Raw genomic sequence first — 19,360 nt, 5'->3', positions numbered from 1 at the left:
CAGGCTAACCGCCGGCTTCCCCCGCAATCGAACCGTGTACGCCCCCTTGCGCCGAAACGGCGCACACCGTAAGAGGCGGGTCAGCGCTCCGGCATCCACGCCGTCGCGAGCTTCGTGAGCAGCCTGGCGAGCTCGGCGCGCTCGGCGTCGGAGAAGTCCTGCAGCGCATGTTCGAGGTGTGCGCGACGCTGGCCGCGGAAGCCGCTCACGAGGCGCGCACCCTCGTCAGTGAGCGCGACCCGCGTGCGACGCGCGTCATCGGGATCGGCCTCGCGCCGCACGAGCCCGAGCTCGACCGCCTGCTGGATGAGGCGTGAGGCACGCGGCTGATCGACGCCGATCGTCTCGCCGATCTCGCTGACGCTCAGCGCGTGGGATGCCCCGGCGAGAGCCTCGAGCATGCGCATGCGGGCGAGGCCGGCCATACGTCCTCCGCCGCCGAACCCGAACGGACCGGGTCCCTCCGGGCCCGGCCTCTCCGGCATGCTGCGATGGCCGTGGTGCCCGTGCGGGCCGCCCCCTCCTCCCGGGCCGCCGAATCCTCCGGGCCCGCCGAACCCTGCCGGTCCGCGCCCTCGCCCGCGCAGCCGGGCGAGGGCTGCGGCGATCGCATCGATGTCGGGCGAACCCGAGCCGGGTGGGGAGGCATCCGTCATACGACGAATTTACATGCACCTTGACATGCAAGAAAATTACATGTCATACTGCATGTGCATGCACAATGACATGCATCGGCGAAGCGTCATCGCACCGCCCCTCACATCTCTTCACGAAAGGACCTCTCCCATGGAGACCCACGACAACACCTCTGACACACCCCACACCCCGACACGCCCGTTCGGATTCTGGCTCCGCGCCGCCCATGGACTGATCTCCCGCGAGCTGCGGGCCGCCGTCACCGCGGAAGGGATCGGCCGTCGCGACGCGCGCCTGCTGACCCTGCTCGGCGCGGAGAGTCTGCCGCCCGAACTCGCGGAGCGTATCCGCCGCCACGGCGGAAAGAAGCTGCGCGGCCTCGTCGAACGCGGCTGGGTCGCCGAGAACGACGGCGCCTGGACGCTCACCGACGAGGGGCGCGCCACCGCCGCACGCCTCGACGAGGCCACCGAGCGCGTCCGCACGCGCATCTCGACGGCCGTCTCGGACGACGACCTCGCGACCACCCAGGCGAGCCTCGAGGCGCTCGTCCGCGAGTTCGGCGGGACGCCGGACGAGCGGATGCCGCACCGATTCGGGCATCGCGGATTCGGGCCCGGCCGCCACGGGTTCGACCCCGCTCGCGGGTTCGGGCCCGGTCACGGGTTCGGGCCCGGTCACGGGTTCGGCCCCGGCCACGGCGGCTGCGGCGAGCGCCACGGACATGACCCCCGCGCCGAGCACGCGTACGAGCGCGGCTTCGACGCCGGGTTCGCACGAGGACGCGAGGCCGACGCGGCCTGAGCGCGAGCATCTCGACGGAGGGAGGCCCCGGTCTCCCTCGCGCCGTCGTCGACTGCGGGCATGCGAGACAATGGCCCGCATGACGGCGCTCCTCGGCATCTCTCACGGAACGGCGGATGCCGCCGGGCAGCACGCGGTCGCCGCCCTCGTCGCGGGGGTCACCACCGCACTGCCCGATACCGTCGTCCGACTCGGGCACGTCGACGTCCAGCAGCCCGACGTCGCCGCCGCACTCTCCGCGCTCACCGCCGAACCGGTGACGCTCGTGCCGCTGCTGCTGTCGGCGGGATACCACGTCCACGTCGATCTGCGACGGGCGATCGCCCACCGCGCCGACGTGACCATCACGGCGGCCCTCGGCCCCGACGATCGGCTCGTCGATGTGCTCGTCGCCCGTCTCGTCGAGGCCGGCTACCGCGACGGGGCGGATGCAGAGATCATCCTCGCCGTCGCGGGATCGAGCGACGAACGCGCGAACGAGGACTGCCGCGAGACGGCGCGTCTGCTCGCCGGGCGCCTGGGGCGCCCCGTGCGCATCGCCTTTCTCGCCGCGGCGGAGCCGCGCGTGCGAGAAGCGGTCGCGCGGGCATCCGCCGGGGGCCACCGCGTCTTCGTGGCGACGTACCTGCTCGCTCCGGGCTACTTCCATGACCTCGCCGTGCGCGAGGCGCCGGGCGCGATCGTCGCCCGACCGCTGCTCGATGCCGACCCACCTGCGGCGGCCCTCGTCGATCTGGTCGTCGCGCGCTTCCGCAGCACCGCCTGACGAGGCCTCGGCGCGCTCCCCCGTCTGCGCTCTCCGCGCCCGCGGCACCCAGGCGGGCACACCTGGCGCAGCACATCGCAGGCTGTCGCATCCGCATTGTGTCGTCAGATGACGACACATGACGCGAGATGTCGGTCACCGCGATGCCGCCTCCGGCGGTCTTCCTACTCTCTCCTGATGCGGTCGCGGCGAGCTCGCCGCGCCTGATGTCCGAGGAGCGGAATGACCACGAGCGACACCGATGCACGCGGCGCGCAGCTGCCGCGCGTGGATGCGCGACGCGCGCAGACCACGGGCGCCCCGGCGACGGCTTCCGCCTCTCGCCCGGCCCGTCCCGCGTCGAAGCCGCACGGCCAGTGGAAGATCGACGGCAGGGCGCCGCTCAACGCCAATGAGGAGTGGAAGCAGGTCGACGACGGCCTCGCCGTCCGGGAGCGCATCGAGAACATCTACGCGCAGGGCGGTTTCTCCTCGATCGACCCCACCGATCTGCACGGGCGCGTCCGCGTCTGGGGCCTGTACACGCAGCGCAAGCCCGGCATCGACGGCGGGCGCACGGCCTCGCTCGAGCCGCATGAACTCGAGGACGCCTACTTCATGCTGCGCATCCGCATCGACGGCGGGCAACTGACCACCGAGCAGCTCCGGGTCATCGCGGGGATCTCGCAGGACTTCGGCCGGAACACCGCTGACCTCACCGACCGGCAGAACATCCAGCTGCACTGGATCGAGGTCGAGTCGATGCCCGAGATCTGGCGCCGCCTCGAGGCCGTGGGCCTCGGCACGACCGAAGCGTGCGGCGACGTGCCGCGCGTCATTCTCGGCTCGCCCGTCGCGGGAATCTCCGCATCCGAGCTCATCGACCCCACCCCGCAGATCGAGGCGATCCAGTCACGCTTCATCGGCGACCCGACGCTGTCGAACCTGCCCCGCAAATTCAAGTCGGCGATCACCGGCCACCCCAGCCAGGACGTCGTGCACGAGATCAACGACGTCGCCTTCGTCGCGCTCGAACACCCCGAGCTCGGCATCGGCTACGACCTGTGGGTCGGCGGCGGCCTCTCCACCGCCCCGCGCCTCGGCGAGCGCCTGGGCGTGTTCGTCACCGCGGACGAGGTGCCCGAGGTGTGGCACGGGGTCGCGCAGATCTTCCGCGACTACGGCTACCGGCGCCTGCGCAACAAGGCGCGCCTGAAGTTCCTGCTCGCCGAGTGGGGCCCCGAGAAGTTCCGCCAGGTACTGCAGGACGAGTACCTCGGGTACGCCCTCCCCGACGGCCCCGCCGCTCCGAAGCCGGCGAGCGCCGGCGACCACGTCGGCATCCACCGCCAGAAGGACGGCCGGTTCTACGTCGGCGTCACCCCGATCGTCGGCCGGGTCTCCGGTCCCACCCTCGCGACGCTCGCCGACCTGATCGAGGCGCACGGCTCGACGCGGTTGCGCACGACACCGCATCAGAAGCTCGTGATCCTCGACATTCCCGAAGACCGCGTGCCCTCCCTCGTCGCCGGGCTCGACGAGCTCGGCCTGTCGGCCCGGCCGAGCCTCATCCGCCGCGGCACGATCGCGTGCACCGGCATCGAGTTCTGCAAGCTCGCGATCGTCGAGACGAAGGGGCACGCGACGCGGGCCGTCCTCGACCTCGAGGAGCGCCTCGCGCAGTTCGAGCTGCCGCACCGGATTTCGCTGCACGTGAACGGCTGCCCGAACTCGTGCGCGCGCATTCAGACCGCCGATATCGGGCTGAAGGGCCAGCTCGTCACGATCGACGGCGAACAGGTTCCCGGCTACCAAGTGCACCTGGGCGGCGGACTCGCCTCGACGGACCGCGACGAGGCCGGCCTCGGCCGCACCGTCCGGGGGCTCAAGGTCGCCGCGGACGGCATCGCGGACTATGTCGAGCGGGTCGTCACGCGCTTCCTCGAAAGCCGCGACGAGGCATCCGACGAGACGTTCGCCCAGTGGGCGCACCGCGTCGACGAAGAGGCCCTCGTATGAGCGTCTCGCTCGCGCCTCGCACGCAGACCCGCCGCACCGCGGAGGAGCTGCAGGCCCTCGCCGAGGTGGGCAACGCCGCGCTCGGCAGCCTGACCGACCGCGAGGCGTCCGCTGCGGAGGTCGTACGCTGGGTCGCTGAGAACTTCGCCCCCGAGGCGGCCGCGGTCGCCTGCTCGATGGCGGATGCCTCCCTCCCCCATCTCGTCGCCGAGCAGCTTCCGGGAGTCGATGTCCTCTTTCTCGACACGGGCTACCACTTCTCCGAGACGCGCATCACGCGCGACGAGGTGCAGCGGGTGCTCGACGTGCGGGTCGTCGACGTGCTGCCCGAGCAGACCGTCGCCGAGCAGGATGCCGCGTTCGGTGAGCATCTCTACGAGCGGGACCCGTCGCTGTGCTGCGCCCGGCGCAAGGTCGAGCCGCTGCAGGGCGCGCTCGGCGGCTACGAGGTGTGGTTCACCGGCGTCCGCCGCGACGAGGCCCCCACCCGCACGCACACCCCGCTCATCACATGGGATGGCAAGAACGGCCTGGTGAAGGTCAACCCTGTCGCCGCGTGGAGCTTCGACGAACTCATGGGCTACGCCGCCGCCCACAAGGCGCCGGTCAACCTCCTTCTCGATTTCGGTTATCCGTCGATCGGATGCCAGCCGTGCACCCGCCCCGTGGCGCCCGGCGACGACCCCCGGTCCGGCCGCTGGGCCGGCACCGCCAAGACGGAATGCGGGCTGCACGAATGACGATCGATCTCGCGCCCGCGCCGGCGCGTCTGAGCACGCTCGACCTCCTCGAGGCCGAGGCGATCCACATCATCCGCGAGGTGGTGGCCGAGTTCGAGCGCCCCGTGCTGCTGTTCTCGGGCGGCAAGGATTCGGTCGTCGTGCTGCACCTCGCGACGAAGGCGTTCTTCCCCGGCAAGGTGCCCTTCCCCGTGCTGCACGTGGACACCGGACACAACTTCCCCGAGGTGCTCGCCTTCCGCGACGAGACCGTGGCTCGGCTCGGGCTCACGCTCGAGGTCGCCCGCGTGCAGGACTACATCGACGACGGTCGCCTGCACGAGCGCGCCGACGGCACGCGCAATCCGCTGCAGACGCAGCCGCTGCTGGATGCCATCGCCGCCGGCCGCCACGACGCCGTCTTCGGCGGCGCGCGCCGAGACGAGGACAAGGCGCGGGCGAAGGAGCGGATCATTTCGCTCCGCGACGAGTTCGGCCAGTGGGACCCGCGCAACCAGCGCCCCGAGCTGTGGTCGCTGTACAACGGGCGGCACACGCCGGGCCAGCACGTGCGCGCCTTCCCGATCTCGAACTGGACCGAGCTCGACATCTGGCGCTATATCGAGCGCGAAGGCATCGCCCTGCCGCCGCTGTACTTCGCACACGAGCGCGACGTGTATGCCCGCGACGGCATGTGGCGCGCGATCGGCGAGTTCTCGCCCGCGCGCCCCGGTGAAGAGATCGTCCTCCGTACGGTGCGCTACCGGACGGTCGGCGACATGAGCTGCACCGGCGCCGTCGAATCGGATGCCGCCGACGTGGCATCCATCGTCGACGAGGTCGCCGCCACGACGCTCACCGAGCGCGGCGCGACCCGGGCTGACGACCGGCTGTCAGAGGCCGCCATGGAAGATCGCAAGAAGGACGGGTACTTCTGATGACCGCGACCAGCACGCAGACGCCGACGCTGTTCCGCTTCGCCACGGCGGGCTCGGTCGATGACGGTAAGTCGACCCTCGTCGGACGGCTGCTGCACGACTCGAAGGCGATCCTCGCCGACCAGCTCGCCCAGGTGCAGCGCACCTCCGCCGAGCGCGGCTTCGCGCACGGCGCGTTCGACTTCGCCCTGCTGACCGACGGTCTGCGCGCCGAGCGCGAGCAGGGCATCACGATCGACGTCGCCTACCGGTACTTCTCCACCGGCGCCCGCTCGTTCGTGCTCGCCGACTGCCCGGGCCACGTGCAGTACACACGCAACATGGTCACCGGCGCCACCACGGCGGACGCCGTCGTTGTGCTGATCGACGCCCGCAAGGGCGTGCTCGAGCAGACCCGGCGCCATCTCGCCGTGGTCGCCCTGCTGCGCGTGCCGCACGTCGTCGTCGCGGTGAACAAGATCGACCTGCTCGACTTCGCCGAGGACCGCTTCACCCCGGTCGCGGAGCAGGTGCACGCCGTCGCGGGCGAGCTGGGCATCGCCGACGTGCACGTGCTTCCGGTGTCGGCGCTCGAGGGCGACAACATCGTCGAACGCTCGACACGCACGCCGTGGTACGACGGGCCGGCCCTGCTCGAACTTCTCGAAGCTCTTCCCGCACGGGATGAGCTCGAGACGCCCTCCGACGACTTCCGCCTGCCGGTACAGCTCGTGCTCCGGCCGCAGGGCGGCCTCGCGCCCGAACTCGCCGCCGACCCCGACGCCGCTGAGCGCTACCGCGACCACCGCTCGTTCGCGGGACGGATCTCATCGGGCGCGGTGCGGGTCGGCGACCGCGTGACCGTCTTTCCGGCGGGAGTCGAGACGACCGTCACCGCGATCGACGTCGCCGGCGCCCCCGTCGACGAGGCGGTCGCGCCCCAGTCGGTATCGGTGCAGCTGGCCGACGAGGTCGATGCCGCGCGCGGCGCCGTCATCGCCGGGGCCGGAACGCTGCCGGATGCCACGCGCACGATCGACGCCGAGCTCTTCCAGCTCGACCCGCGCGCCCTGATGCCCGGCGCCCGCGTGCTCGTCAAGCACGGCACGAGCACCGTGCAGGCCCTCGTCGCCGAGATCGCCTCGCGGCGCGACCTCGACACGCTCGCCCACGAGCCGGCGACCGAGATCGCGGTGAACGAGATCGGTCGCGCCACGCTGCGTCTGTCGGCCGATCTCGCCGTCGAGCCGTACGCGACGAATCGCGAGACCGGATCGTTCCTCGTCATCCACCCGCATGACGGCGCGACCCTCGCGGCCGGCACCATCCAGGCCTGACTCCGCCCTGGCCGCACTACCCCTACGACCCGCGCGCCCGCGCACTCACCCGCATCCCGAAGGAGGCGAACCGATGAAGAAGCCCACCCGTATCCTCACCCTCACCGCACTGGCCGTGGCGAGCATGCTGGCCTTCGCCGGCTGCTCCTCCGCGGCATCCGCCGACACGGACGGCGACCCCACCGGGGGCACGCCGGCGACCGAGCTGCGCCTGGGCTACTTCGCGAACGTGACCCACGCCCCTGCGCTGATCGGGCTGCAGGAGGGCATCTTCCAGAAGGTGCTGGGCGACACGACGCTCACGACACAGACCTTCAACGCCGGACCGGCCGCGATCGAGGCGCTCTCCGCGGGCGCGATCGACGCGACCTTCATCGGTCCCAACCCCTCGATCAACACGTTCATCCAGTCGGGCGGGGCCTCGGCGCGCATCGTCGCTGGTGCGACGACCGGCGGCGCGGCGCTCGTCGTCCGGGAGGGGATCGACAGCCCGGCTGCCCTGAAGGGTGCGACGATCGCGACGCCGCAGCTCGGGAACACGCAGGACGTCGCCCTGCGCAGCTGGCTGAAGGATCAGGGATTCACGACCGACACGACCGGCGGCGGAGACGTCCACGTCACGCCGACCGAGAACGCGCAGACGCTGACGCTGTTCCAGCAGGGGCAGATCGACGGCGCGTGGCTTCCCGAGCCGTGGGTCTCTCGACTGGTCGTCGACGCGGGCGCGAGAGTGCTCGTCGACGAGGCCGATCTGTGGCCGAACGGCGCCTTCCCGACCACCGTGCTGCTTGTGCGCAAGGACTACCTCGACGCGCACCCGCAGACCGTGTCGGCGCTCGTGCAGGGCAACCTGGACGCCATCTCGTGGATCGCCGATCACGCCGACACCGCTCCCGCCGAGATCAACGCGAAGCTCACCGCCGACACCGGCAAGGGTCTGAGCGAGGCGGTGCTCGCCCGCGCGCTCGCACACGTGACGTTCTCGGCCGATCCCCACGCCGAGACGTTCCAGACGCTCGTCGACCACGGACGCGACGCCGGCACGCAGAAGAAGGGCTCGATCGAGGGCCTGTTCGACCTGCGCCTGCTGAACGGGCTGCTCACGGAGAAGGGTGCCCCGGCCGTCTCGGCCGGCGGCCTCGGCAAGGAGTGACCGTGGCTCATCCCCGCCCCACGACGCCGCCGACGTCTGCCGCGCCTCCCGCGTCGACAGCGCCCGCACCGTCGCTCCTCGGCCCGAGCTTCGACCTCGCCGCACCGCCCGCACCCGCCGAGCCGGTCGTGCCGCCGCTGGTCCGTCTGCACGGCGTGGGCAAGCGCTTCGGCGCCGGTCCTCTCGTCCTCGACGGGGTGAGTCTCGACATCGCACCGGGCGAGTTCGTGTGCCTCATCGGGGCCTCCGGCTGCGGCAAGTCGACGCTGTTGAACCTCATCGCCGGGCTCGACGCGGCATCCACCGGGTCGATCGAGACGCCCGCCGAAGGCACGGCGGTCATGTTCCAGGAGTCGGCTCTCATGCCGTGGCTGACCGCGTCGCGCAACGTCGAGCTCGCCCTGCAGCTGCGCGGCGTCGCGCGCGCGCAGCGCCGCGAGCGCGCCCGGGAGCTGCTGGACATCGTCAACCTCGCCGACGCCGCCGACAAGCGCCCGCACGAGCTCTCCGGCGGCATGCGCCAGCGCGTCGCCCTCGCTCGCGCTCTCGCGCAGGACCGACCCGTGCTGCTGATGGACGAGCCGTTCGCCGCGCTCGACGCCATCACGCGCGACCTGCTGCACGAAGAGCTCGAGCGGGTGTGGCGCGCGACGGGCCGCACGATCGTGTTCGTGACCCACAACGTGCGCGAGGCGGTGCGGCTCGGCCAGCGCGTCATCCTGCTCTCGAGCCGTCCCGGGCGCATCGCCGACGAGTGGCGCGTTCCCGGAACGACCGCTCGGCGCATCGAGTCGCCCGAGGTGTCGAAGCTGTCGGCGGAGATCACCGACCGTCTGCGCAAGGAGATCCGCCGCAATGCCGCCTGAGACGACGACCGCCGCGCGGGGGGATGCCGCGGCATCCGCCTCGGACGAAGAGCTCCGCACTCTCGCGGCCGGACTGGACCGACTCCAGACCGACGCGGAGCACACACCGAGCCGGTGGCGGCGCGTCACGGCGGGGGCACTCCCGCCCGTGCTGTTCGTGCTCGTCCTGCTCGTGGTGTGGCAGCTCTACGTCGTGATCGCCCACCCGCGACCCGACATCGTGCCCTCGCCGCTCGACGTCGCCACCGCGCTCGGCGACGCCTGGGACCTCGGGCGCGTGCAGCTCGCCGTCGTCACGAGCCTCGAACGGGGCCTCATCGGCTTCGTCATCGCGATCGTCGTCGGAACGCCGATCGGACTCCTCCTCGCCGAGGTCCGCCCTCTGCGGCGTGCCATCGGCCCGATCATCTCGGGTCTGCAGGTGCTGCCCTCCGTCGCCTGGGTGCCCGCGGCGATCCTGTGGTTCGGCCTCACCGACGCCACCGTCTACTTCGTGATCCTCATGGGAGCGATCCCCTCGATCGTCAACGGGCTGATCGCGGGCGTCGCGCAGGTGCCGCCGCAGCTGCGGCGCGTCGGCACCGTGCTCGGGACGAATCGCGTGACGCAGCCGCTGCTGATCGTGCTCCCCGCTGCGCTCCCCGGCTACGTGGCGGGGTTGAAGCAGGGATGGGCGTTCTCGTGGCGCTCGCTCATGGCCGCCGAGATCATCACGACGGGCGGCACGATCGGGTTCGGTCTCGGTCAGATGCTCGATCAGAGCCGGCAGCTCGCCGACCTCGCCGGGGTCCTGGCGACGATCCTCGTGATCCTCGCGATCGGCATCCTCGTCGAGTTGGCCGTCTTCGCGCCGCTCGAGCGACGGATGCTCCGCAACCGCGGCCTGCTCGTGGGGTCCGGCGCATGAGCGGGCGCGTGATGCTCGTCGGGGCGGGCCCCGGCGACGCGGGCTTGCTGACCCTTCGGGGCCTGCGCGCGCTGCAGCAGGCCGACGTCATCGTCGCGGACCGGCTCGGTGCGCGCGCCGTGCTCGACGGCCTCGCCGCCGAGGGATACGCGCTCACGGCCGAGATCGTCGATGTCGGTAAGTCGCCCGGCCACCATGCCGTGCCGCAGGATGCGATCAACGCCCTGCTGGTGCAGCTCGCCCAGTCCGGGAAGGCGGTCGTGCGCCTGAAGGGCGGCGACCCCTATGTGTTCGGACGCGGCCTCGAAGAGCTCGCGCACTGCCGTGCGCACGGCGTCGAGGTCACGGTCGTGTCGGGGGTCACCAGCGCCGTCTCGGTTCCGGCGCTCGCGGGCATCCCGCTGACCCATCGCGGCATCGCGACGGCGTTCACCGTCGTCACGGCGCACGACCAGATCTCCGCACTCGGCGGCGCGCGCGACCACACCGTGGTGCTCCTCATGGGTGTCGGCACCCTCGCGCACGCCGCGCTGACCCTCTCGCGCGGAGAGCGCGGGGCGGACTGCCCCGTCGCGATCGTCGAGGACGGCTTCGGCGAGCGCCAGCGCGTCACGGTCGGCACCCTCGCGACCATCGCGCATCAGGCCGCCTCCCGCGGCGTCCGCTCACCCGCCGTCGTCGTGGTCGGCGACGTCGTGGCCCTCAGCCCCTTCGCGCCGGCCGAGCTCGCCGCCAGCGTCGCCGTCAAGGAACCCGTCCTCGGAAAGGCATCCTCGTGACCACTCTCTCCCTCCGTGTCGCCGTCGTCGGGTCGGGACCCGCCGGCATCTACGCGGGCAACATCCTCTCGAACGCCGTGTCGGAGCTCGGCGGCACGGTCGCGATCGACCTGTTCGAGTCGCTCCCCGCGCCCTACGGTCTCATCCGCTACGGCGTCGCCCCCGACCACCCGCGCATCAAGGGCATCGTGAACTCGCTGCACGAGATGCTCGATACGGGGTCGATCCGCTTCATCGGCAACGTCGAGGTCGGGCGCGACATCTCGCTGGACGAGCTGCGCGCACGCTACGACGCCGTGATCCTCGCGACCGGGGCGATCCGCGACGCCGACCTCGACATCCCGGGCATCGATCTGCCCCGCTCGTACGGCGCCGCCGATTTCGTCGCGTGGTTCGACGGGCATCCCGACGTGCCCCGCACGTGGCCGCTCGAGGCACGCGAGGTCGCCGTCATCGGCAACGGCAACGTCGCGCTCGATGTCGCCCGCATCCTCGCGAAGCACGCCGAGGACCTGCGCTCGACGGAGGTCGCGGACAACGTGCTCGCAGGTCTCGAGGCATCCGCCGTCACCGACGTGCACGTGTTCGGCCGCCGCGGGCCGCTGGACGTGAAGTTCACGCCCATCGAGCTGCGCGAGCTGGGCGAGGTGCCGGGGGTCGACATCGTGCTCGCCGACGAGGACTTCGCCGCACTGGATGCCGCGATCGTCGCGGCCGCTCAGGCGCCGGTCGTCAAGGGCGCGCCGGCCGGCAACCAGCTGAAGGTCATCCGCCGCATCTTCGACACGTGGCGCACGCGCGAACCTGAGGCCGAGCGCACGCACGGCGAACGCGCTCGACGACTGCACCTGCACTTCTTCCACGCCCCGGTCGCCGTCCTCGGCGACGATGCGGTCGAGGGACTGCGCTTCGAACGGACCGCACCGGCCGAGGACGGCGTCGTCCGCGGCACGGGCGAGATCCGTGACATCCCGGTGCAGGCGGTGTACCGCGCGGTCGGCTACTACGGCACGCCCGTGCCGGGGGCGCCCTTCGATGAGCGGCGCGGCGTCATCACCAACGTCGAGGGCCGCGTCGTCGACGAGACCGCGGAGCCGATCGCCGGACTGTATGCGACGGGCTGGATCAAGCGCGGCCCCGTCGGCCTCATCGGCCACACGAAGTCGGATGCTCTGGAGACGGTGACGCACCTCGTCGCCGACGCCCACGCGGGCGCCCTCTCGGTGCCGACGGTCTCGGGCGACGTTCTCGTCGAGCTCGACGCGCGCGGCGTGGAGTACACGACGTGGGAGGGCTGGCGGGTGCTGGATGCCCATGAGCGCGCTCTCGGCGAGGCGCACGCCCACGCGCGCGAGCGCGTCAAGGTCGTGCCGCGCGACGAGCAGGTCGCGGTCTCGCGGAGCGGCGCTCTGGTCGGGTCGTGACCGCATCCGACGGCGGTCGGACGCCGGCGGACGAGGCGCCTCCGACGGAGGCATCCGTCGACGCCGTCGTCATCGGCGGCGGCCCGGCCGGCCTGTCGGCCGCACTCAACCTCGCGCGGGCGCGCGCGACGGTCGTCGTGATCGACGCCGGTCGCCCGCGGAACGCGGCGACCCTGCGCTCGCACGGATTCCTCACTCGCGACGGCATCCCACCGATCGAACTGCGCAAGCTCGCGCACGCCGAACTCGCCGCCTATCCGAACGTCCGCATCCTCGAGCGCACCCTGGCGGAGTCCATCGTCCCCGCGGACGGCGACGGAGGCATCCGCTTCGAGGTCGCGCTCACCGGCCGCGGTGCGGTGCAACTGCCGGTCGTGCACGCGCGGAGCGTGGTCGTCGCGACCGGGCTGCGAGAGACCCTGCCCGACATCGCCGATCTGCGCTCTTTCTACGGGATGTCGCTGTTCAGCTGCGCCGCCTGCGACGCGTGGGAGCTGCAGGGCCGACCCCTCGCGCTGATCGGCGAGAGCGACGACCTGGCCGATCGCGCCCGGCTCATCGCACGCTGGACCGACCGGCTCACCGTCTTCACGCACGGCTCGACCGCGGTCGACGCCGCCGACGAGGCGGAACTCGCCGCTCTCGGGATCGCCGTCGACCGGCGCCGCATCACGGCGCTGCGCGGCGAGCGCGGAGCGGTCGCGGAGGTCGCTCTCGAGGGCGGGGACGCCGTGCCGATCGACGGCGGGTTCGTGCGCCCCGAGTGGGAGCCGGCGCTCGACCTGCTGCGCGGCGTCGCCGTCGAGCGGAACGCCGCCGGCCATCTCGCGACGGACCGCGCGGGCCGCACGTCCGTGCCGGGCCTGTACTCGGCCGGCGACGCCGCATCGGGGCCGCAGCAGCTCATCGTCGCCGCGGGCCAGGGCGCGCGCGTCGCCGCCGTTCTCGTGCACGACCTCGTCGGGGTCACGACCTCGCACTGATCCGACGCCGCCGCGGCAGCCGGTATCCGGCCCAGCGGTCTGCCGATCCCGGCGGTTCGGGCGGGAATGCTCAGGCGGGGATGCTCAGGCGCCGCGGGACCCCGCGTCGGACGCACCGACGTCGGTGCGGTGGAAGTTCTGGAACGAGCGGGATGCCGTGGGACCGCGCTGCCCGAAGTACCGGTTGAGGTACGGCCCGGTGCCGTAGGGGTTCTCGGCCGCCGACGACAGCCGGAAGAAGCACAGCTGGCCGATCTTCATGCCCGGCCACAGCTTGATCGGCAGGGTGGCCACGTTGGAGAGCTCGAGGGTGACGTGCCCCGAGAATCCAGGGTCGATGAACCCGGCGGTCGAGTGCGTCAGCAGGCCGAGGCGCCCGAGCGAGGATTTTCCTTCGAGGCGCGCGGCGATGTCATCGGGCAGCGTGACCTGCTCGTACGTGGAGCCGAGGACGAACTCACCGGGATGCAGAATGAACGGCTCGTCGGCTTTCACCTCGATGAGCCGGGTCAGTTCGGGCTGGTCGACGGCGGGGTCGATGAACGGGTACTTGTGGTTGTCGAACAGCCGGAAGTACCGATCGAGGCGCACATCCACGCTGGAGGGCTGCACCATCTGCGGGTCCCACGGGTCGAGCCCGACGCGTCCGTTGTCGATTTCGAGGCGGATGTCGCGGTCGCTCAGCAGCACGTCGTCAGCCTAGTGCGCACGGGTGATCCGCATCCGTGCATGCACGCGACGAACACCGCGGCGCAGCGCCGCGGCCGCGCCCCGGCGACGCGCCGCGGTCACGCACGCCACGGGGCGCGGCGGAGCAGCTCGAGCTGCACGATGTCGACGTCGGACTCGGCGACCCAGCGCCAGATCCTCGCTGCCGCGGGCGAGTGCCCAGCGGCATCGTCCCAGAGGAACGGCCGCATCTGGCGATCCCATCGGAACGGCTCGACCCAGCGCGCGGACTCGGGGGCACCATCGCGGCCTGCGACCCGCTCGATCCGGAACGCGACGGTTCCCGCCGCGCGCGGGGTCACGGTGATCAGCTCGGGCACCACGTCGTGATCGAAAGCGAACTCGATGGCATCGCCCGGCGCGAGGCGCAGGCCCGGGGTCTCGGAGTCGTCGTCGATCACGGCCCCGGCATCCATCGTGCGTCCGCCGATCACCGCCGTGACGCGCGCCTCGTCCGCGAGGTCGTGCAGCACCGTCGGTCGCTCGCCCGGCGGCGTCAGCGAGGGCGGCTGCGCGGCGGCATCCGTGCCCCACGCCTGCGGCTCGGCCGACAGGTCGAACCGGATCGTCGCCCCGGCGGCGACGACCTCGTGCGGCACGAACGTCGAGGTCCACGGCCGCCCGTCGATCGTGACGGAAGCGATGTAGGGGCGGTCGCGCCCGGCATCCGGGGCCTCGATCGTGAGCGCGCGCCCCTCGGTCAGCCGCACTCGCGCGTGCGGGACGATCGGGGCGGTGAGCACGTATCCCGCCGTGCCGGGGACGAGAGGGTACAGCCCCAGGGCGGCGAAGATCCACCACGCGCTCATCTCGCCGTTGTCCTCATCGCCCGGCCAGCCCTGGCCGATCTCGCCGCCGCCGAACAGCCGCGTCGCCGCCTCGTGCACGAGACGCTGCATGAGGTCGGGTCGTCCCGCGAAGGATGCCATGAACGGAATATGGTGCGCGGGCTGGTTCGACGGCGCCCACTGGCCGAACCGGAGGTTCCGCGCCTCGACCATCTCGTGGATGACGACGGGGTAGCTGCCCTTCAGCAGCCACGACGCGGTCTCGGGCGTCGCGATCAGCTGTTCGAGCCGGTCGGCGAGCGCCGCGGGGCCGCCGTGCAGCGTTGCGAGGCCGGCACCGTCGTGCGGCGCCGAGAACGCCGTCCCCCACCCGTCGGTCTCGGTGTAGTCGCCGCCCCACACACGGGGGTCGTAGCGATCCGGGTCGTGCCGGAAGCGCCCATCGGGCCGGCGCCCCTGGAAGAAGCCGACCCGCTCGTCGAACGAGGCGGCGTACGCCCCCGCCCGCGCCGTGAAGTAGGCGATGGATGCCCGGAGCTCGCCCGCCCGCGGATGGTCGTCGCCCACACGAGTCGACAGCTCGCGCGCGAGATGTGCCACAGCGAGGTCGCCGATGGCCCCGTCGAGCGTCCAGGAGAGCCCCTCGTGCACGCTGGTGTCCACGAACCCGCGGAAGATCGCGCGCGAGAGCCCCTTGCGCCCGACTCTCGTCTCGTCCGAGGGCGCGGTCGCATTCCGGAGCGCCGAATCGTATGCCGACCACAGGTCGAGGCGGTGGTCGCCCTGGCCGTCGGCGGGTTCGGTGCGCGTCGGGATGCCCGCGGCCACCGCATGGGCGAAGACGACGTCGCTCGAGGTGCCGGTCATCGAGTCGATCGGCCCGGGTGCGCTCCACCGGCTCGTCCACCCGCTCGCGCGGTAGTGCTCGACGAACCCGTCGAGCAGCCGCGCGGAGCGTGCCGGATCGAGCAGGGCGTACAGCGGCCAGGCCGTGCGGTAGACGTCCCAGAAGCCCTGGTCGACGCTGAGCTCGCCCGCGACGACGCGTGCGGCGGGCGCCGCGGGCTCGGCGGGCTCGAATGGGCTCGCGTAGTGGGGTGCGGGCGCCTCGACCGTGCCGAGGTTCTCGTGGCCGCGGCGGGGGAACAGCCCGACACGGAAAAGACAGGTCGCCATCACGGCACGCTGCTCGGGCGTCGCCCCGTCGATCTCGACCCGCGAGATCCAGTCGTCCCAGGCATCCGCGGCGCGCTCGACGACCGTGTCGAAGGGGGCGTCGGCGCCGTCGAGCGCGATGCTGCGGGCCGCTTGATCCGCCCCGATCGCGCTCGTCGCGGCGCGGACGACGACGGTGCGGTCGGCGCCGAGGGCGACGCGCACCCACCCGCGCACGTCGCCGGCGCCTAGCTGGGGCAGCATGCCCGTCGCGATCACCGGGCGATCGAACACCGCGTGCAGGTGGTACGGCGGGGAGGCGGCGCGGTCGACGCCGACGCTGCGTTCGTCACGCGTGAGCGCGGTGACCGCGGCATCCGGCCCCGACACCCCCGACGCACCCAACGCCCCAGAGCCGTCCGGCGACGGCAGGCGCAGTTCGCCGTCGCCCCGGATCTGGTCGAACACGAGAGTTCCCTCGGTCGCCCCCTCGGGAAAGCGCACGCGCAGCAGCACGACGTGGTCGGTGGCGGTGAGGTCTGCCTCGATGCCGCCGACGAGAGCGACCCGGTAGAGGTGCGGGTGCGCCGTCTCGGCGTCGTGGTCGAACGAGCGGGCCCGGCCGCGCGGCGAGCCGTCGACCGCCCCGCCGGGCGAGACGATCACCGGCATGATCTGGAACGCGCCGCGCTCGCCCATCCACGGGCTCGGCAGGTGCGAGGTCGCGAACGCCTGCAGCGCAGGCCGGTTGTCGTCGCCGTTGTCGGCATGCCAGGCATACGGCCAGCCGATCTCGCGCGCGTTCGTGACGGGGATGCCGCTGACGAACCCGTTCGGCACGCCGACGCTCGGGGCGCTTCCGCCGCGCGAGAGCCGATCACTGGAATGCGTGCCCTGCCGTGTGCGCGCCCACTCGACCGGCCGCCCGGGGAGCGGTGGCACGCCCGCGAGCGCAACGGCATCGACCCAGCCCCGCACCTCTCCCCGTCGCCGCGTCCGGGGGTCGGTGAAGACGAGCTCGACGCGTGCGACGGTGCGGCCCGCCGCGGCATCCAGCCCCACCCGCACGAGGTGCCACTGATCGGGGTGCGCCATCGCCCCGTCGTGCTGCGCCGTCGCGTCGAGCCGGATTCCGTACTGGTCGACGACGGCGAGACCGCTGAGCCGTGAGCCGTCCGTGAACACGAGGTCGACGACCACCGCGTCGGCGGCGAACCGGTCCGCCCACCGCGCCGCGTCGATCGGCTCGATCTCACCTCGCCCCGCCCGTCGGGCCCACCAGGCCTGCAGTTCGTCACCGAGGCGCCGGAACGGGCCGCGACCGTCGTCACCCCACTCGGGCAGGATCGCGTACCGCAGCTCCGCCCCCGTCGGGATCGGCGCACCCACGAGCGCCGGAAACGCGGTCGAGAGATCGCGCGCGCCCGGTCGGGCGAAACCATAGGGCGTCGCCGCGAGCGAGGTGAAGCCGACCCCGGGCCGCGCCGCCGGCGCGTGCCGCCGGTCGGGGCCGCCGTGACGTCGGCCGAGAATCCGCCACCCCATCCGCTCCCCCTTCGCGTCGCGCGTCTCATCGTAGGCACGGCCCGTCCCCGGGGCGCGGAGCCCGCGCGCTCGTAGACTGGCGAGAACGCGCGGCGGCCCCGCGGCGCAGATCGAGAACCGCCATGCCCCTCACTCCTGCCGGCGCCGCCTACCGCGCCGCTCGCGACCTGCTGCTCGAGAACGCCCACGACCTCGACGCGGCCCGCACCGCCTTCGAATGGCCCGATGTCGGCGACCACTTCAACTGGGCCGTGGACTGGTTCGACGGCATCGCCGAGGACAACGACACGGTGGCGCTGCGGATCGCCGAGGAGGACGGCAGCGAGGCATCCGTCACCTTCGACGACCTGCGCCGGCAGTCGAACCGCGTCGCGAACTGGCTGCGCGCCCACGGCGTCGGCCGGGGCGACCGCGTCATGCTGATGCTCGACAACCGCATGGAGCTGTGGGAGGCGATGCTCGCGATCATGAAGATCGGAGCGGTGATGCTGCCCACCTCGATCGTGCTGGGTCCCGACGACCTCGCGGAGCGCATCGAGCGGGCCGAGATCCGAGCCGTCATCGCCGATGCGCAGGATGCCGCGAAGTTCGACGACCTGGACCCGAGCCTCGTGCGGATCGTCGCCGGCGGCAGTCGCGACGGGTGGCAGACCTTCGACGACGCCGACCTCGCCTCGGACGACGCACCGGGCGTCGAGGTGGCCTCGACGGATGCCGCGATCATCTACTTCACGTCCGGCACCACCTCACGGCCCAAGATGGTCGAGCACACCCACCTGACCTATCCGGTCGGGCACCTCTCGACGATGTACTGGATCGGCGTGCGCCCCGGCGACGTGCACATGACCATCAGCGCTCCCGGGTGGGGTAAGCACGCGTGGAGCCTCTTCTTCTCACCGTGGATCGCGGGGGCGACGGTCTTCGTCTACAACTACACGCGGTTCGATCCGGTGGCGCTCGCCACCCAGCTCGACCGGGTCGGCGTGAACACCTTCTGCGCGCCCCCGACCGTGTGGCGGATGCTCATCCAGGCCTCGCTCGAGAAGCGCCCGCACGCCCTGCGCGAGCTGCTCTCGGCCGGTGAGCCCCTGAACCCCGAGGTCATCGCGACGATCGAGCGGTGGTGGGGCATCCAGATCCGCGACGGCTACGGGCAGACCGAGCTGACCGCGGTCATCGGCAACACCCCCGGCACCCCGCTGAAGCCCGGGTCGATGGGCCGGCCGCTGCCGGGCAACGACATCGTGCTGATCGATCCGGTCACCGGCGAAGAGGCCGACGAGGGCGAGATCTGCCTGCCCACCGTGCCCGTCCGCCCGCTGAACCTGACCCCCGGCTACCTGGGCGAGCCCGAGCGCACGGCGAAGGTCGAGCACGACGGACTCTTCCACACGAGCGATGTCGCCGTGCGCGACGCTGACGGGTTCCTCACGTTCGTCGGGCGCACCGACGACGTGTTCAAGGCGAGCGACTTCAAGGTGTCGCCCTTCGAGGTCGAGTCGATCCTGCTCACCCACCCCGCCGTCGCCGAGGCGGGGGTCGTCGGAGCGCCCGACCCCGTGCGCCTCAACGTCGTGAAGGCGTACGTGCAGCTGAGTGCGACAGCGACGCCGGATGCCGAGACGGCCCGAGCGATCCTGGCGCACGCGCGCGAGCACATGCCGCCCTACATGCGGGTGCGGCGCGTCGAGTTCGCCGAGCTGCCGAAGACGATCTCGGGCAAGATCCGCCGCGTCGAGCTGCGCGATCGCGAGATCGCGCGCGCCGGCGAACGCATCGAGACCGAGTTCCGCGAGAGCGACTTCCGGGGGCTCAAGGGCTGAGCGCGGGCGGCCGCGCCGAGCGGGGCCGGGC

Annotated in this window: 16 protein-coding genes; 13 read left to right on the top strand and 3 right to left on the bottom strand. The window is 72.1% G+C overall.

Going from position 1 to position 19,360, the window contains the following annotated elements; genetic code table 11:
• Positions 1 to 80: 80 nt before the first annotated feature.
• Positions 81 to 656 (bottom strand): MarR family winged helix-turn-helix transcriptional regulator, encoded by a 576-nt coding sequence (locus JOE64_RS14415; RefSeq protein ID WP_239531666.1) that lies wholly within the window; start codon positions 654 to 656, stop codon positions 81 to 83.
• A gap of 130 nt (positions 657 to 786) precedes the next feature.
• Here JOE64_RS14415 and JOE64_RS01380 point away from each other — a divergent pair, with 130 nt between their 5' ends.
• The 12 genes from JOE64_RS01380 (at position 787) to JOE64_RS01325 (ending at position 13,289) form a co-directional block, all read left to right on the top strand.
• Positions 787 to 1,440 carry a MarR family winged helix-turn-helix transcriptional regulator gene (locus JOE64_RS01380; protein ID WP_204962561.1) on the top strand — a complete coding sequence of 218 codons (654 nt, stop codon included), beginning with the start codon at positions 787 to 789 and terminating at the stop codon, positions 1,438 to 1,440.
• A 79-nt stretch (positions 1,441 to 1,519) separates the two neighbouring features.
• Complete coding sequence (locus JOE64_RS01375; protein WP_239531665.1) at positions 1,520 to 2,206, top strand: sirohydrochlorin chelatase; 687 nt, start codon at positions 1,520 to 1,522, stop codon at positions 2,204 to 2,206.
• A 222-nt stretch (positions 2,207 to 2,428) separates the two neighbouring features.
• Positions 2,429 to 4,204 (top strand): nitrite/sulfite reductase, encoded by a 1,776-nt coding sequence (locus JOE64_RS01370; protein WP_204962559.1) that lies wholly within the window; start codon positions 2,429 to 2,431, stop codon positions 4,202 to 4,204.
• Complete coding sequence (locus tag JOE64_RS01365; protein ID WP_204962558.1) at positions 4,201 to 4,944, top strand: phosphoadenylyl-sulfate reductase; 744 nt, start codon at positions 4,201 to 4,203, stop codon at positions 4,942 to 4,944. Before JOE64_RS01370 ends, JOE64_RS01365 begins: the two co-directional genes overlap by 4 nt.
• Positions 4,941 to 5,861 carry a sulfate adenylyltransferase subunit CysD gene (gene cysD, locus JOE64_RS01360; RefSeq protein WP_239531664.1) on the top strand — a complete coding sequence of 307 codons (921 nt, stop codon included), beginning with the start codon at positions 4,941 to 4,943 and terminating at the stop codon, positions 5,859 to 5,861. Before JOE64_RS01365 ends, cysD begins: the two co-directional genes overlap by 4 nt.
• Positions 5,861 to 7,177 (top strand): sulfate adenylyltransferase subunit 1, encoded by a 1,317-nt coding sequence (locus JOE64_RS01355; protein WP_204962556.1) that lies wholly within the window; start codon positions 5,861 to 5,863, stop codon positions 7,175 to 7,177. The genes cysD and JOE64_RS01355 overlap by 1 nt, the downstream gene beginning before the upstream one ends.
• Before the next feature lie 73 nt (positions 7,178 to 7,250).
• Positions 7,251 to 8,330, top strand: coding sequence for an ABC transporter substrate-binding protein (locus JOE64_RS01350; RefSeq protein WP_204962555.1), 1,080 nt, complete (start codon positions 7,251 to 7,253; stop codon positions 8,328 to 8,330).
• Positions 8,331 to 8,467: 137 nt separating this feature from the next.
• On the top strand, positions 8,468 to 9,196 hold the full coding sequence (locus JOE64_RS01345) for an ABC transporter ATP-binding protein (protein ID WP_372432896.1): 729 nt from the start codon (positions 8,468 to 8,470) through the stop codon (positions 9,194 to 9,196).
• Positions 9,186 to 10,103, top strand: coding sequence for an ABC transporter permease (locus JOE64_RS01340; RefSeq protein WP_204962554.1), 918 nt, complete (start codon positions 9,186 to 9,188; stop codon positions 10,101 to 10,103). The genes JOE64_RS01345 and JOE64_RS01340 overlap by 11 nt, the downstream gene beginning before the upstream one ends.
• Positions 10,100 to 10,882: a uroporphyrinogen-III C-methyltransferase gene (gene cobA, locus JOE64_RS01335; protein WP_204962553.1), complete on the top strand. Its 783-nt coding sequence runs from the start codon at positions 10,100 to 10,102 to the stop codon at positions 10,880 to 10,882. The genes JOE64_RS01340 and cobA overlap by 4 nt, the downstream gene beginning before the upstream one ends.
• Positions 10,879 to 12,306, top strand: coding sequence for an FAD-dependent oxidoreductase (locus JOE64_RS01330; RefSeq protein ID WP_204962552.1), 1,428 nt, complete (start codon positions 10,879 to 10,881; stop codon positions 12,304 to 12,306). The genes cobA and JOE64_RS01330 overlap by 4 nt, the downstream gene beginning before the upstream one ends.
• Positions 12,303 to 13,289: an NAD(P)/FAD-dependent oxidoreductase gene (locus tag JOE64_RS01325; protein ID WP_204962551.1), complete on the top strand. Its 987-nt coding sequence runs from the start codon at positions 12,303 to 12,305 to the stop codon at positions 13,287 to 13,289. Before JOE64_RS01330 ends, JOE64_RS01325 begins: the two co-directional genes overlap by 4 nt.
• Before the next feature lie 84 nt (positions 13,290 to 13,373).
• Here JOE64_RS01325 and dcd read toward each other — a convergent pair whose 3' ends face one another.
• Positions 13,374 to 13,979 carry a dCTP deaminase gene (gene dcd / locus JOE64_RS01320; protein ID WP_204962550.1) on the bottom strand — a complete coding sequence of 202 codons (606 nt, stop codon included), beginning with the start codon at positions 13,977 to 13,979 and terminating at the stop codon, positions 13,374 to 13,376.
• 98 nt (positions 13,980 to 14,077) lie between these two features.
• Positions 14,078 to 17,506: a GH92 family glycosyl hydrolase gene (locus JOE64_RS01315; protein WP_204962549.1), complete on the bottom strand. Its 3,429-nt coding sequence runs from the start codon at positions 17,504 to 17,506 to the stop codon at positions 14,078 to 14,080.
• A gap of 122 nt (positions 17,507 to 17,628) precedes the next feature.
• Here JOE64_RS01315 and JOE64_RS01310 point away from each other — a divergent pair, with 122 nt between their 5' ends.
• On the top strand, positions 17,629 to 19,329 hold the full coding sequence (locus tag JOE64_RS01310; RefSeq protein WP_204962548.1) for an AMP-binding protein: 1,701 nt from the start codon (positions 17,629 to 17,631) through the stop codon (positions 19,327 to 19,329).
• Positions 19,330 to 19,360: the final 31 nt, after the last annotated feature.

The sequence above is a fragment of the Microbacterium dextranolyticum genome, from assembly GCF_016907295.1.
GTDB lineage: Bacteria > Actinomycetota > Actinomycetes > Actinomycetales > Microbacteriaceae > Microbacterium > Microbacterium dextranolyticum.
Note: the sequence above shows the minus strand (reverse complement) of the source record. Positions and strands in the feature narration are given on the sequence as shown.

What these genes read in the sequence shown, in the direction of transcription:
- JOE64_RS01350 (WP_204962555.1), top strand. Translation starts at nt 7,251, where the DNA reads ATGAAGAAGCCCACCCGTATCCTCACCCTCACCGCACTGGCCGTGGCG.
- JOE64_RS01380 (WP_204962561.1), top strand. Translation starts at nt 787, where the DNA reads ATGGAGACCCACGACAACACCTCTGACACACCCCACACCCCGACACGC.
- JOE64_RS01365 (WP_204962558.1), top strand. Translation starts at nt 4,201, where the DNA reads ATGAGCGTCTCGCTCGCGCCTCGCACGCAGACCCGCCGCACCGCGGAG.
- JOE64_RS01340 (WP_204962554.1), top strand. Translation starts at nt 9,186, where the DNA reads ATGCCGCCTGAGACGACGACCGCCGCGCGGGGGGATGCCGCGGCATCC.
- cobA (WP_204962553.1), top strand. Translation starts at nt 10,100, where the DNA reads ATGAGCGGGCGCGTGATGCTCGTCGGGGCGGGCCCCGGCGACGCGGGC.
- JOE64_RS01375 (WP_239531665.1), top strand. Translation starts at nt 1,520, where the DNA reads ATGACGGCGCTCCTCGGCATCTCTCACGGAACGGCGGATGCCGCCGGG.
- JOE64_RS01370 (WP_204962559.1), top strand. Translation starts at nt 2,429, where the DNA reads ATGACCACGAGCGACACCGATGCACGCGGCGCGCAGCTGCCGCGCGTG.
- JOE64_RS01355 (WP_204962556.1), top strand. Translation starts at nt 5,861, where the DNA reads ATGACCGCGACCAGCACGCAGACGCCGACGCTGTTCCGCTTCGCCACG.
- JOE64_RS14415 (WP_239531666.1), bottom strand. Translation starts at nt 656, where the DNA reads ATGACGGATGCCTCCCCACCCGGCTCGGGTTCGCCCGACATCGATGCG.
- cysD (WP_239531664.1), top strand. Translation starts at nt 4,941, where the DNA reads ATGACGATCGATCTCGCGCCCGCGCCGGCGCGTCTGAGCACGCTCGAC.
- JOE64_RS01310 (WP_204962548.1), top strand. Translation starts at nt 17,629, where the DNA reads ATGCCCCTCACTCCTGCCGGCGCCGCCTACCGCGCCGCTCGCGACCTG.
- JOE64_RS01315 (WP_204962549.1), bottom strand. Translation starts at nt 17,506, where the DNA reads ATGGGGTGGCGGATTCTCGGCCGACGTCACGGCGGCCCCGACCGGCGG.